The organism is Lacrimispora algidixylanolytica, from assembly GCF_003609635.1.
GTDB lineage: Bacteria > Bacillota > Clostridia > Lachnospirales > Lachnospiraceae > Lacrimispora > Lacrimispora algidixylanolytica.
Genome location: NZ_MCIA01000001.1, coordinates 559,167 through 573,552 on the forward strand (window position 1 = coordinate 559,167; position 14,386 = coordinate 573,552).

Annotated in this window: 9 protein-coding genes; all 9 read right to left on the reverse strand. The window is 32.7% G+C overall.

Annotated elements, in window-relative coordinates; translation table 11 throughout:
* Window positions 1-27: 27 nt before the first annotated feature.
* The 9 genes from BET01_RS21950 to BET01_RS02740 all read right to left on the reverse strand — a co-directional run bounded on the left by BET01_RS21950 (window position 28) and on the right by BET01_RS02740 (window position 14,383).
* Window positions 28-2,265, reverse strand: coding sequence for an adenylyltransferase/cytidyltransferase family protein (locus tag BET01_RS21950; RefSeq protein ID WP_243117096.1), 2,238 nt, complete (start codon window positions 2,263-2,265; stop codon window positions 28-30).
* A gap of 31 nt (window positions 2,266-2,296) precedes the next feature.
* Window positions 2,297-4,840: an NHL repeat-containing protein gene (locus tag BET01_RS02705; protein ID WP_120195200.1), complete on the reverse strand. Its 2,544-nt coding sequence runs from the start codon at window positions 4,838-4,840 to the stop codon at window positions 2,297-2,299.
* Between the two features lie 460 nt (window positions 4,841-5,300).
* On the reverse strand, window positions 5,301-6,650 hold the full coding sequence (locus tag BET01_RS02710; protein WP_120195201.1) for a glycosyltransferase family 2 protein: 1,350 nt from the start codon (window positions 6,648-6,650) through the stop codon (window positions 5,301-5,303).
* Between the two features lies 1 nt (window position 6,651).
* Window positions 6,652-8,028: a glycosyltransferase family 2 protein gene (locus BET01_RS02715; RefSeq protein ID WP_120195202.1), complete on the reverse strand. Its 1,377-nt coding sequence runs from the start codon at window positions 8,026-8,028 to the stop codon at window positions 6,652-6,654.
* A 39-nt stretch (window positions 8,029-8,067) separates the two neighbouring features.
* On the reverse strand, window positions 8,068-9,177 hold the full coding sequence (locus tag BET01_RS02720; protein WP_120195203.1) for a glycosyltransferase family 32 protein: 1,110 nt from the start codon (window positions 9,175-9,177) through the stop codon (window positions 8,068-8,070).
* A 176-nt stretch (window positions 9,178-9,353) separates the two neighbouring features.
* Window positions 9,354-10,562: a glycosyltransferase gene (locus tag BET01_RS02725; protein ID WP_120195204.1), complete on the reverse strand. Its 1,209-nt coding sequence runs from the start codon at window positions 10,560-10,562 to the stop codon at window positions 9,354-9,356.
* 23 nt (window positions 10,563-10,585) lie between these two features.
* Window positions 10,586-11,656 (reverse strand): N-acetylneuraminate synthase family protein, encoded by a 1,071-nt coding sequence (locus tag BET01_RS02730; RefSeq protein WP_120195205.1) that lies wholly within the window; start codon window positions 11,654-11,656, stop codon window positions 10,586-10,588.
* Window positions 11,657-11,658: 2 nt separating this feature from the next.
* Window positions 11,659-13,260: a cytidylyltransferase domain-containing protein gene (locus BET01_RS02735; RefSeq protein ID WP_120195206.1), complete on the reverse strand. Its 1,602-nt coding sequence runs from the start codon at window positions 13,258-13,260 to the stop codon at window positions 11,659-11,661.
* A 16-nt stretch (window positions 13,261-13,276) separates the two neighbouring features.
* Complete coding sequence (locus tag BET01_RS02740) at window positions 13,277-14,383, reverse strand: 6-hydroxymethylpterin diphosphokinase MptE-like protein (RefSeq protein ID WP_120195207.1); 1,107 nt, start codon at window positions 14,381-14,383, stop codon at window positions 13,277-13,279.
* Window positions 14,384-14,386 lie beyond the last annotated feature (3 nt).

Sequence of the window (14,386 nt, forward strand, 5' to 3'; positions counted from 1 at the left end):
TATTTCTCACTCCTTTTCTAAGAAGCTTTAAACTAACTTATGTTCGATTAGTGACTTTATTTTTGTAGAGCTTGTACCTTCTGTATAGGGAAAGAATACCATTTCTGCACCATGCTTTTCTAAAAATTCTTTTTCTGCAAGCCAATCTGGATTATCCGTGTAATCGCTTCCTGAAAACTGGCAGTCAAAATGGTACATTCTGTAAGCATCTCTGGTTCCACCGTAGTTTAGAGGTATTTCAACGGCCTCATCCACATATTTGCAAGAACGTACTAACTCTATTCTCTCTTCAAACGGAATAAATGGAACAGTTTTTTTATATTTTCTTACGCCCTCATCCGTAACTACACCAACAATTAAGTATTCACATTGTTCTTTTGCTCTTTTAAACATATTTAGATGTCCCATATGATACAAATCAAATACACCCGCAATATAGCCAGTACGATATTTTTTAGGTGTTAAGTTACCATCTTTGGCTGATTGTGGTATTGCATGCTGCTTTCTTGGATAGTTCGCATTAATATCATAAACGCAATAATCTACTACTCCCATTTGCTTTAGCTGTTGAACAATTACAATGTAATTTTTTATACATATGATAACTCTAATCTCTTCCTTTGGTAATTCATCAATAATCTGAGGTGGCATGATCTTAATTCCTTCCAGCATGCCTCCCCACTTTGATTCATTGTTGTCAATAATAGCGTAAATTTCATACTGACTTTTAAACTGTGCAAGGAAGCGCTTGGTAAAATTACCTGATCCAAAGAGAATGATTTTCTTTGTTTCTGCATTTTGGAATAAGTCCACAAAAATTCTCTGATACTCCGAAGCTGAGTAATTAATTCTTTGCCTGTTGGTATGAATATTAGCTAAATTACTCTGATACTTTTCATGAAAGCTTCTTAATTTTCTCTGATTTCTCAGCTTATCTATAAACTCCCAGGCCATGCGATGCCACATGTCCATATTATCCATCATGCCATACTTTGCATAAAAGTATTGTCTTGGAAGTATAGCCTCCATTTCAGGATTTCCAGAATAAATAAGTTCAATTGACCTAAGAATTATTACATTCGCAGGGTAATTCTCTTCATAAAATTCCTGGTCATAAAATACGAACGATCCATTAACATAAAAACAATTGAGAGGAACCAAATCAATATATCCTTTTTTTAAAACCACCCCAAAATTACTCTGTTCCTCTCCTGTTCCTATATGCTCTGATGATTGTAAAATAATATCACGGAATCTATCCACTTCCTTTATAAACTTATCTAAATTTTCTTTAGCTAATCTTCTAAAATAAGAAATTGAAACTTCACTATCAACATATGGCATATTGTAAGAATTATTTTCGTACTTCCCTTCCAGCACCATAATTCTATGAGTTCTTAAATCTTCCTCATTATTCTTCAATTCTGTTAGTCTATGCCTACCTTCTTCATACAACGCACATTTTTCAACAATTTTATCATCTCTGATAATTGTTGCCATTGCCTTTTCTCTGCCCCTATCCATAGAAACAGTCACATGCTTAACATTTTCATACGAATTATCATTAGATAGTTCTATTAAAAAAGAATTTGCCATTGTATGAAACATTCCATTGTTAATGATATCATTATATAAAAACTCTTCCTCCATAAATACGGTATCTGGGTGGTTGTACATAGGAAAATACCTGATATCCATTGATTCCACTGGAAGGTAATCTTCGGAATAAATTAACTGTGGAAACGCAAGATTTGGTAAAACCGAATAAAGCTTCCTCTTACTCCAGCCGGAGGAATCTAGAAAATCAACTATTTCATCTTTGGAATAATTACGTCCCTGAAGTTTTTTTCTATCTTCTTTGGGAACTCTTCGATAATTCTCGATTCCATCAAAACTTCTATTGGTGAAAGGGTCTCTGTCTCCACAAAAGTACCGTAACCCCAACCGGTTATCCATGCCAAGAATCAGTCTTCCGCTGCCTTTCAGTAAGTCCCTCCATAGAGAAAAAGCCTTCACCGGGTCGGGAAGGCGCTCTACCGTACCTATTGCAATGATATAATCAAAGGTTCTTTTGTTTTGATTGATAAATGCCTCGTCTAAAGAAGCGGCTCCTTTGATACAGATAACTGTTTTGCATTTTTCCTGTAAAAGTTCCTTGATACTGCTTTCTTTATCATCAATGTAAAGAACCTTTCCTTCCGAAGAAAAATTATACCAATTCAAAAGTCCTTTGGGCATATCCCAAATTATCTTATCCGCTTCCATAGCTGCCTCCATGTAAATTACTGATTATTGGTTATTCACAATTATCCAATACATTCATCATATGTTCATGCACCTTGATTCCGCAGGTTCCATCTAAATTGGCAGCTAATGTAGATAGTTCTTTAAGCTGTCGTTCACGTACACCCGTTAATCTATCATGTACTAAATCGTCTATAAAACCTTCCAACGAAAATATTTTACTTTCTCTTCGGAAGAAGCCGGACTTTTTTTCCCTCTTCTCAAAACCGTCTTCTCCATCTATCATTTTACTATAGTCTGCTTTATTAAGAGTCGGATAAAACATATCCCAGGTTCCATCATCCACATTTATAATTGCAACAGCTTCATCACAATTCCTCTGGACAATTAATTTATTCTCATCCCATCTGGCTCCAAATTCGCTGGTCAGAAACTGATTTGGGCTGTAACCATTCACTTCTTTTTCCGCCTTATTCCAGAAGCTTTTAAGAAGAAGGGAGGTCTTTCCAGTAATCTTATCTAATTTTATCATACAATTAGAAAATCCCGGTATCGTAACGATCCATTTTCCCATGTCAATTAAAGATACATGAGGTAATCGTCTACCTAATATCGTACCAGGCCAGGTTCGAAACCCTTCCGGAACAGAATATATTTTGGTTTTACCTGAACGCCTATCCCATCTAATAATATTTCCGCTATTTACTTCAGCCAACCAGATGTAGCGTTCCTCTGCGATAATTCCTGAATAACCATTTTCTTTTTCTCCTACCGGACAAAGGGCATAGGTACCATCTTCCATGTTTAGTCGTAATACGTAATTGGTATAAGCAGCACTGACCCATATATCATTGCCACAAACTGAACAGCGAAATGTGAGACCTTGCTTCTCAGCATCTTCCTTCCCCACTTCTTTCCAAAGCATTTCCAAACATTCTGTATGGTACTTCCACTCTCCTGTTTTTATATGATATTCTGCAATTGAATCACCTATAGACGGAAAATAAAATATCCGGTCTTTCCATGATACTATTTGGCTAAAACCTGCTAATTTTTCAGTATCCTTCCATCTGATTAGTTTCTGCTCAAAGGAATTCAAGTCAAATATAGCAGGGCAGCCGGCAAAGGAGGGAGAAAGATACAGCTTATCTTCCACTTCTGTAAAAAAGGGATATGTACCATACCATTTTGGCTGATTTTCTACACGACCTGCATAATGAACCTGTTTTGTATCAACGTCCATATAAAAGAGAGCATTAATGTGATTGGTTCCCAACCATAACTTATCCTCTTGTTTTAAGGCATCCGTAATACGTACTCTGCTTCTTTCCTCTTTTGTAAAACTATCTGCTATATAATTATTAAGTATGAAAATCGGTTTCCCAGTAGCTCCAAACAAGTTGACTACAGAGGTACTTTCTTCACCAATATAGCCATCAGATATTGCAACTGCCCTTGAGATATCTGATGTTTCATCTAATATACCGATTTTATTCTCTGTAAAATAGGCTTTTAATTTATTGTAATCTTCCAGTAGATTAGGGCGCATGGATTTAATGGTTGCTTCCAAAAGAGGATGGGGCCTCCATATAATAGCCACTTGATCTTGATTTTTTATTACTTGACAAATTTTTTTAATTTTCTGAAAATATTTGTCTCCTTCCTGTAAAAAGCATCCAATACTGGTATTAAGCATTAATACCTTTTTTCCATTTAACATTGGTTGCCACTCACCAGGCATTTTACTTCCATTTCGGCAAAGGTTGATAACCCTATCCAATTTAGGGGAACCTAACGGAAGGATTTTATCATAGTAAGGCATGCCCATACAAAAGCTTTTTGCGTATTCTGACTGTACTATCATATAATCCATGTGCTGATAAACGGGTAATCCTAAATGTTCCTTAGCAATGAATCCTCCAGTGACATAATATGGTACATAAACTAATTTGCTTACGTATCGTTTCAACTCTTCAGAAAAAAACCTCATATCCACTCTGGTAATCATATTGCATGCATCATAGGGATTGTGAACATAAGCTATATTAGGAAGATTCTGCTCTAAGGAATAATCCCGGTAATGAACCACCGGAACATATTCAGGAAATTCATCTCCGTCATAATGTTCTATCCATCGATTGCTCATAGAATCAAACTCATAATATGGGATAGGAACTACATAACATTCACATCTCTTATCTTCTTTGGCAGCAAGCCAAATGCTTTCCAGACTGTCCCACATAGAAGCCTTATATGGTAGGAACACAACATGATAGACAGGAATAATCTCAGTGAGGAGGAGGTTTACCTTATCAGTAAGTTCATCTAATACGAAAAGCATTTGTTTACTAATCATTTCTTCCTGCGTTTCTGAGAGGTGGAATGCTTCTTCACTGTAACTTTCAAGAATAGAGACTATTTGTTCATAATCCGACGTCTCACGCTCCAGTGTTTCTCCTATAGCAATTGCTGCCTCCTGACAATCGGCAAGCAGCTGAATTATCTTTCCTTTTCCAGTAATTGTAGGTAATTCATTTTGTAATTGTTTCATGGAATCCAACAATTCTATAAGCTGTTTCCTGATAAATGTACGCATACTTTTTATTCCCCTTTAATGTTTCAATATGTATCTTCTTGTTCTTTTATTTTTCATCTATCATTTTATAACGCAGTGTAATTTAATATACAATGAGTTATAAAAGTTAAATATATTATAAATAACAAGATTTAATTTGTTCTTTTGTATACTGTACTGTTTAAGCTATCAAAGTAGAATAACGACGCAAGTAAAGCTTAAATCTAGAATTCATAATAAAAATCACTTATATACTCTCGTTTATGTTATAAAGGATTGCCAGTGTACCTAGCAGCACCCAAACCTGACCACTATATTATTCGTTTGGTCACTCCTATGTACTTTTTCATAGAATTCGTTTCCATCATATGACAACTTAATGTACTTATTACTATGCCTTATCATGTCCAATGTAATTATACATATTTACATTTGGAAAGTCTCTATATAGATCATAGTTATCTAACTGTTGATTAACATTTTATTCAGGTAGTTCTAACACCGCTTCTAATAATGCTGTCTTTCCTGATAGTTTTTCAGAAATATAAATAGAATTATGAGATATGCCGTATTCCACTAGCTGCGATAAAATTTCTTTACCGTTCCTTTTATTTGCAATTACGTAAAAAGCATTTTTATGCTCTAAAACAGTTTCAAACGGGTTTTTTACCGCTAGATTACTTAATCTAAAATTATGTTTACTTGTATCATTATCACATATAGAAACTATGTTGTTTTGGTTCAATATATGATTTAACTCTATTAATACTTCTCCATATTTACCTGCCCCAAATATAACTATTTCTTCTTTCGTTTTAAAAATTGCTGCTGTCTGTTGAATATTATTTTGTATGTCGAGACTATTTCGTTTAAATTTATTAATTGCCCTCTCATCACCATGTAAAATTTTCACCTCATCTATTTGCTGCGGGGATAAACTTTTCATAAAAATAGCATTATTAAAAAATCCTTCTACCTCTTTATGGATTTCCTCTAAGAATTTCTTTTGATATTCCGGTAAAAGTCTTTGGTAATTCCAAAAGTAGGACATGAGTTTTTTATTATTATATAAATAGATATGCTTCTCTTTATTGATATTTCTTAGCTGCATTTGTTCTTTTATCCAGGAAAATTCATCTATTATACATCTATATTTATTCTGTGACTTTACCGAAGAATCGCTATTATCAATCCGATAACGATATAGTTGACAATCTATATAATATACTTTATTAGCTAACAAATTTACAAATAAGGAAAATCCGGTGTCTTGATAAGACGCTCCTGGAGTCTCGTTCAAATACAAATTGTTGGAAATCAAAAATTCCTTTCGATAAAGTCCTGCCCATATACTGTATCCAGTATGGTTATTAATTTCTGGTACTTCCTGTATGTTTATAACACGATTATACAGTGATTGGTTCACTAGATGTTTAACCTCAGTCTCTATTCTTCTTCCATTGATATCAATAAACTTTTTATAATCAGCTTTTATAAAATCCACCTGACTTTTTTCTGCTACGTCAAATAAGATTTGTAACATATCACTTCTGATATAATCGTCAGATTCCACAATTGCAACATAAGTCCCTTGTGATAATGCAATTCCTTTATTAATTTTATAACCATAACTTGAATTACTGTCATAGAGATATTGAATTCGTTTATCACTTTCAGCATACGAGTTAATAATGTTTGAAGTTCCATCTGATCCACTATCAATACATATGATTTCGATTTCCTGCAAAGTTTGATTAATAATACTGTCTATACATTCTCTTATGTATTTCTCAGAGTTATGCAATGGTAAAATAACGGTGACTTTTTTCATCTTATTCCTCCAATATACTCTTAATATTCTGTTTTAACTTTAAGCAAGACATCACGTCGATAATCTTCGCTCCTGCTGAATGCGTATTCACATGGTCATAGTACCTTTGATTTGTAATTAAAATCACTTTATTTTTTCCTTTTTGATTCTGAGCATATTGTATTATATTACCATCCATTAACTTAATATTGTATACTTTACTGGAATTATCTACTGCAACAAGTTTAAACCCAAGACTAGTTATTGAATAATAAAGAGCTTTTCCAATAACTCCCATGCCCCATAATGTAATTTCATCATACCCCTTTTCCTTAAATGCAACCATCATATTTTTGATATAATCTTTATGTTCTTCAAAATATAATTCTATTTCATCAGTTTTGTTATGAACATATTTATGGTTGAATTCGTCGGACAATATTGTTTCTTTCAGCTTTTCTTCCATAATATCATTAAGGATTCTCCGTTCGTAAGGAAAAAACACGTATGTTAATAAAGGATTTGTTTTATATTCAGGAGCAAGTTTTATTATAGCATTCTTTATTTTAAAAATAGAAGCACATTCTAAGTAATCAAATTTGCGTGCGATTGAGATAATAGAATCAATTATTCTACTTAGTGCATATATTTCTATTTCACATTTAAATTTATCATTTATCTTAACTTTACTACAGTTATTATAAAAAATCTCTACTGCCTTTATTCTTTGTAAATCATTTGATTGGGAAGCTTTTGATCTGGTAATCGAACTGCCACACCAGGAATATGTCCACAAGGCATTGTTTACTTTTGCATATGATTGAGCCATAATTGTCCAGACTGGAGTTGTTGCCGTATCTTCATAAAACATATTTTCTGGATAATATATATTATGACGTTTTAATAATTCATGGTGGAATAGCTTTCCACACGGCGAAGCATCTAAGATTAGTAGTTGCAAATACTCCTTTCTCATTTTCTCTTGAGAAAAGTTTATAATTTTGCTTACAGTCTTGTCCGCCATTTCTGCATAATGATCACAAAATACCATATCTGAATTCAATTCAACAGCTTTTTTATACATACATTCACATAAATTAGCTTCCATGTAATCATCACTATCCAAAAAGTAAAAATATTCTCCTTGCATAGTCTGTAATCCAAAATTTCTAGCCCCACCCGGGCATACACTATCTTGTAAATATATACACTTTACTTTTTCAGGATATTTTATTTCATATTCCTGCATTATTATATAGCTTTTATCAGGCGAAGCATCATTAATTACTATAATTTCAATCTCATCCAGCGTTTGATTAATACAAGAATTCAAACATCTTCTTAAGTATATCTCTGTGTTATATACCGGAATAATAATGCTGACTTTGAACTTCTGCATCCAGCTTTCTCCCCATTCATCATCTTGATTCCTTAATCTCTAATTAATACCTTTTTGTAAGAAATCAATGACATTCTCTTTTCTTTTTAGTGCATCTTCTTCCAGCCAAGAAGCTGCAAAATGGTGAATGGAGTATGTCTGGCTAATATCTTTAATAAGTCTAAAACTATGTGGGCTTAATCCGCAAAAGACCTTTTCTGGATAGACTACCATACCTCCTGCTATCTGATATTCTCCATTACATTGCAACCCAAATTTTTGCAAAATTTTCGTTTGATAAACCGGACATGTTGTCTTGTTGTAAGTTCCATCAGATTGCACAAATTCTATTTGGTCATATAGAGCAAGAATCTCTCCAATAATTTTATTCTTTCTGATAGCGCCATAACCAAGTCCAAAATTAACAAAGTTTTGATTTTCAAATCCACAAAAGGCATCTTGGTATAGAAAAGAGTCCAAAGGTTTTAATAATTCCACATCCGTATCCAGATATATTCCACCTTCATTATAAATAATATCCAATCTCGCATAATCCGACACAAACGCCCATTCTTTTTTTATATATGCCTGCTTCATATAGATTGACTTTGCTATATCATAATTATTTTCATTCCACTGTATAATATCAAACTCCGGACAATGCCTTTTCCAGCTTTCCATCCACGCTTTGTTTCTATCAGGTATTTCTTTGCCACCGAACCAGCAGTAATGAATTTTTGAAGAAATTAGCTTCGATTTTGTAATTTTAAATTTCTCTGGAACAGAGATTCCAGATCTATAACGATCTTTCTTTTCCGCGATTAAAAAATATGAAACATAGCATTCTTGTTTCATTAACTCAGGTAAGGTATCTAACTGATTTATAATATCACTATAATAGGCGGTGGTAATCAATATTACATCCTCTGAACTTATTTCTTGCAGCATCTTTTGGGGAGCCATGATCTCTAAATTCAGTAAGTTACACTTTTTTACCATCCCCCATTTAGCACTGTCATTATCAACAATCATCTTAATTCTATTTTCTATACCAAGTTCTTTCATTTCAAATAGAAAATTATCAAAATATTTTCCTATGCCGATACAGATAATTCTACGATTTTTGTCTAGATTATTTATAAACGCATCCAAATTGTATTTTATCTTCATTTTTGCAAAAATCCTTTCTGATCATTTTTAGCAACGTATTATAACTTTTGAGATAAATAACCATGTTAATAATTGATATAAACATTCACTGGTTATATTTCATGGAGTGGATGCAGAAAAAGTAAAGTAAACAGAAAACCTAGACCTTTATATTACATGTCTCTATCACTCTTTTTTTAGTAAAACTTTTCTTCTTCCATAAACAAAACTCGTTGTGGTTTTTCCCAAACAATCTTTTCTCTATCTAAAGTACAAGCGAGATTTTCAACTATTTTTTTTGCAGCTATGTCATTATTGATTGCTATAAGAATATAGTCATATTTCATTTTCGTTAAGTTATCTATTGATTGCACTAGTTTACCATCACACTTTATTGGATCACTATCTACCCAACCAACTAACTCAATATTTCTCAACCTTTTAAGCCATGCACAATATGACTTTCCTACATTGCCTGCACCATAAATAACAATTCTACTATTACTTGGAAACATTGAGAAATCAAAGAAAAAAGTAGGTTGCTTATAATTATTTCCAAGTAAATACGGCAATCCATCAATTATTCTGCAAACGGCATACTCATCTAATTGTCTTTTCAGTATATCACTGCATCTATGAACATCAACAAATTTCTTTATGTTACTATACACCTTGCTAAATTGCTCATATACATTTGGAAGTCTGGAATATGTCGCAGAATCACTCCTTTCAACATGATGATATAACACTTCCTTCGATATATATACTTTTGAGGCATTTAATATACAAGGTACCACAATTGCATTATCATCTGCATATCCGTGGATTGATTCATCCAATTGGTCTATAATTTCAGTAATTAATTCTCTATCAAATATTTTAAAACAGGCAGAACCATTAACATAATACTGGTTTGAAATGGAAGATGAAAAAATATTATTAATAACTAAATTACTCTTATCTTTCATTTCATATAGTCCTTCCGGAACACCATCAATCAGGTTTATTCTTCCTCTGCCATCTGGATATTCTCTACTCCCACCTGACGTAACAATTTGAGCCTCATTTTTTAGTGCTAATTCATACAATGTTTCATACATTTTTGAATCAATCCAATCATCACCATCTACAAAACCAACAAATTTACCTTTTGAAGCGTGTATCCCTGCTTTTCTGGATACTGTTAATCCCTGATTTGCTTGATGTATTACCTCTATCTTTGTTGGATTAGATTTTTTATAACAGTCGCAAATTCTTTCACTGCCATCCGTCGATCCATCATCTACTAAAATAATTTCTATATCTTTCAATGATTGATTTAGACAGGAAGAAATACATTTTTCAAGGTAATCTTTAACATTGTATATTGGAATTATTATCGACACTAAAATATTTTGTTTTTCCATTTTTTCATCCTCATTTTAATACATCATTGAAGCATTTCATAAGTAATAATCATACCTTGCGCTATAAATACGGAAGCTTTTTTTCCTAATGTTTTGTTAAAACAATTCACCGGTATCCCCGTTCCCGGCCTCTTCCATGTCAGCATATCTTCTAAAATAACTGTTCCAGCAGGAATGTCTTTTGATGCTACAAGTGATCTTCTCGCATTTTCTCTAGCTGTTTTTTCTGATACCAAGCAACATAAGGTTCCATCCCCCCTGATATAGTCCGCATAGTCGATTGCTTTAATAATACCTCTCACATCATTAGGATCCATAGCATGGTAATGATCGTTACCCTTTAAGGTTTTATCTAATGTGAAATGTTTCTCGATAACCACTGCTCCAAGATTATATGCTGTTTTTATAACCTCAAACCCTTCATCAGGTTTTGTATGATCAGAATACCCTATAACCAAACCAGGAAACTTCTTTGATAAACTGACAATCTTATTTAAACTTGCATGTTCGTATGGTGTGGGATACTCTAATACACAGTGCATCAAGACCAAAAATTTGTCATTATATTTTTTGATTAGCTCCACTGTACGCACGATCTCATCTTCAGAAGATGCACCTACAGATAAAATAATCGGTTTATTCTTCTTCGCCTGATATTCAACAAAAGGAAGGTTGTTCAAATCTGACGAAGAAACTTTATAGATATTCATCATTGGTTCTAGGTAATCTGCTGATTCAATATCAAATGCAGTTGAAAGAAATTCAACTCCCATTTCATTTGAATACTCAGCTAATTCTGCATATTCCTTATTTCCAAAAGAATCAAACTTTTTAAAAAGTTTATACTGAGATTCTGTAGGTTCTTCCTTAATGTCCCAATAATAAGGCGAATCCTTAGCCGCCAAAGTCTCAGCTTTATAAGATTGAAATTTAACGGCATGAACCCCTGAAAGAGCAGCCTCTCTTATCATTAATTTAGCTGCCTCTATGGGAGAGATATGCTCTTTCATTGCAATATCATAGTAATTAACACCAATCTCTGCAATTAAAACAAATTTATTATCCTTAATTCTATTTTCAATTATCTTCTTCATATTTACAGCGAATCAATAAGATTCTTAATCCTTTCCCTGCCCTTTTTTAAATCGTGCTTTAACATAAGCTGTTGCATGCTTTTTCTTTTAATTACATTTGCTAAAATCAATTTGTCTAACTCTTTTTTTATAATATTCTCAGTTACTTCTCTACCTAAGTACATGAATCCATTTTCATTACTTGCAAATTGATGTCTTTCTTCTCGTTCGTTTTGAGACATTGCAATAGTAGGAATTCCCAATGACGCCAGTTCATAACACGTCCTTCCCCTTGAGGTAATTCCAATATCATTTTGCGACATCAACTCCGGCATATTTTTTACATCATATAAAATTCTAATATTGGTATAACTTATATTTTTCTGCAATTCTACATGATTAGTTTTTGCTCTTCCCAATACGACCGTAAAGTTCAAACCTGAATATTCACTCTGGCAAATAATCGATAATATTTTTTCGGTATATTTGGCTGGATCTGCTCCACCAAAGCATATAAATATATTTGACACTTTTTCTTTAATCTCTATCGGCTTGTATAATAGAAACAACTTTGGAATGAGATAATATCGCTCTCCAAAATAAATATTCTGTATCGACTGTTCTTCTTTATACAAGGCATTAATAACCAGGTCTGCATACAATCTTCCATCACCCAAATCTTCAAAATTAACAATGTAAGGTTTTGTTGGAATCTGCTTTAATGTTTTAATGTATGCCGACTCAGTATCCAATATATCGTTTATAATTGTCTGATAATTTTCTTTTCTTAAATAATCGAGCAAATCATTGAGACTATCATATCCCGTAAGTTTATACATGGTGTTACCGAATGAGCTTTTGTCAGTAATAGTACTGTCGTAATATATATCTGGCTTATGATAAAATAAATCTGAAAGTTCAAGCATCCTGCAAATGTGACCCATACCTATCAGATTATTGCCATTAACAATAATAGCTGTCTTTCGTTCTCTAAGAATATTCTCTGCACTAATTAGATCTTGAAAGTTATCAATATCTATTGCTTCTGTTTCAGAAATTTCATAAACATCAACAGTTTTTCCAATTCTTGAGTTTTCAAATACCACACCCGCTTTTGAGATAACAAAAGCACCTGCTTCCAAAAACCTTTTTGGCAGATACTGGCGATTTAATCTCTTCTCGTAATCAGGAATAACTTGACCATCTAGTTCTACCCATGCCAAATGAGGTTTGTTAACTACCGAAATGACTGTGTCCAAATTCTTAGCTATTACATACTCAATTGCCCCATCTAGAGTACTACACTGCAAAGTTGGAGATGTCGGTTGCAACGTGATTATATAATCTGCATCAAATTCTTTACAGGCATCATATACGACCGCATCTAATGCCACCGAATCTACACACAGTTCTTTTTTTCTATGTATATATCTAACACCATAATATCCTGCCAGCAGTTCAATTTCCGGAGAATCTGTTGTAATTATTACATCCGTTATATATTTAGAATTAAGCGCATTTTCTATACAGTATGAAATCAATGGTTTTCCATTTACTATTCTTATGTTCTTATTTGGTATCCCCTTTGATCCGGCTCTTGCCGGGATTACAGCTAAAATTTTCATAATATTTCATTCTTTCCTAAAACAAATTATCAAAATTTATTCTTTCAAACACTTCCAGTTTTCCGCCACGGGTGGCATTATAAATTTTTATCCCATGTAAATCTGCGTATTCTTTTGCCACCATATAACCTTTTAAAATTATATCTGTATGATATATTCCATCAGTCTCTTCCATTATTTCTGCATGATTCTTTATATCTTCACTGACTAGCATATATCCATTTTTATCGATCTCTCTCCTGAACGAAAAATCGATTCCTAGTAAATAGATTTCATTTATTCCCATATATACTGCAACCTGAAGCATTGTATATAGTGTTGTTAGAGCAGAATAAATCTTTTGTGTTAAATCTGGAGAAAACATAATATCTTCAATTTTTGTCTTGCAAGTATGCAAATAAAACAGTTTATCATAATCATCAAAATACCGATCATATAGTTCACTCCATAATGTGGTAAATAGATATTCACAGTTACAAAGTAAATAATTTAAATCTTTATCAGTTTGTATATGTTCATTCAGGAAAACATTATCCTCTGCAAAAAAACATGTTGGTCTCCAAACACTCTTTTCAAATAACTGGTAAATTCCATTACACCCCATAGATATTTCCGTTTTTAATCTATTAATATCTTCTATTAGCAGGCTTGGACCATTCCCGATTATAAAACAGCGTCTTCCACTAAAAATATTTTTCAACTTTAAGTTTCGCTGTAATATATGACTCGTATCTTTCACTGAACTAATTATACTATCCATTAAATCAAAATCATCTGCAAAATAGACAATATTTTCCTTATTGACTCCCTTACTACTTAACATTAAATATAAATCATCAAATTCTTGCCCATACACTTGCCTTGATAGAGATAGAATTACAACACAATTACTGTACTCAGAAATATCACTTAATCCAAAAATCTGTTTTTCTAATAAAAAACTACCCATTAACTTTTTATTTGAATCTATAAATCCCTCATAATTAATTTGGTGTTTTTTTAAAAAAGACCCAATAATTTTTCCATAGGTTCCTGCTCCATAAATATATGTTTTCTTGCTCTCTGAATTTTTTTTTATAAAATTTACAAATTCAAACAAGCTACATGTTTCTATTTCAGTCATATG

Excerpts from the sequence above, each read along its gene's own strand:
- BET01_RS02725 (WP_120195204.1), bottom strand. The coding sequence starts at position 10,562 with ATGGAAAAACAAAATATTTTAGTGTCGATAATAATTCCAATATACAAT.
- BET01_RS02735 (WP_120195206.1), bottom strand. The coding sequence starts at position 13,260 with ATGAAAATTTTAGCTGTAATCCCGGCAAGAGCCGGATCAAAGGGGATA.
- BET01_RS02715 (WP_120195202.1), bottom strand. The coding sequence starts at position 8,028 with ATGCAGAAGTTCAAAGTCAGCATTATTATTCCGGTATATAACACAGAG.
- BET01_RS02710 (WP_120195201.1), bottom strand. The coding sequence starts at position 6,650 with ATGAAAAAAGTCACCGTTATTTTACCATTGCATAACTCTGAGAAATAC.
- BET01_RS02705 (WP_120195200.1), bottom strand. The coding sequence starts at position 4,840 with ATGCGTACATTTATCAGGAAACAGCTTATAGAATTGTTGGATTCCATG.
- BET01_RS02730 (WP_120195205.1), bottom strand. The coding sequence starts at position 11,656 with ATGAAGAAGATAATTGAAAATAGAATTAAGGATAATAAATTTGTTTTA.
- BET01_RS02740 (WP_120195207.1), bottom strand. The coding sequence starts at position 14,383 with ATGACTGAAATAGAAACATGTAGCTTGTTTGAATTTGTAAATTTTATA.
- BET01_RS21950 (WP_243117096.1), bottom strand. The coding sequence starts at position 2,265 with ATGGAAGCGGATAAGATAATTTGGGATATGCCCAAAGGACTTTTGAAT.
- BET01_RS02720 (WP_120195203.1), bottom strand. The coding sequence starts at position 9,177 with ATGAAGATAAAATACAATTTGGATGCGTTTATAAATAATCTAGACAAA.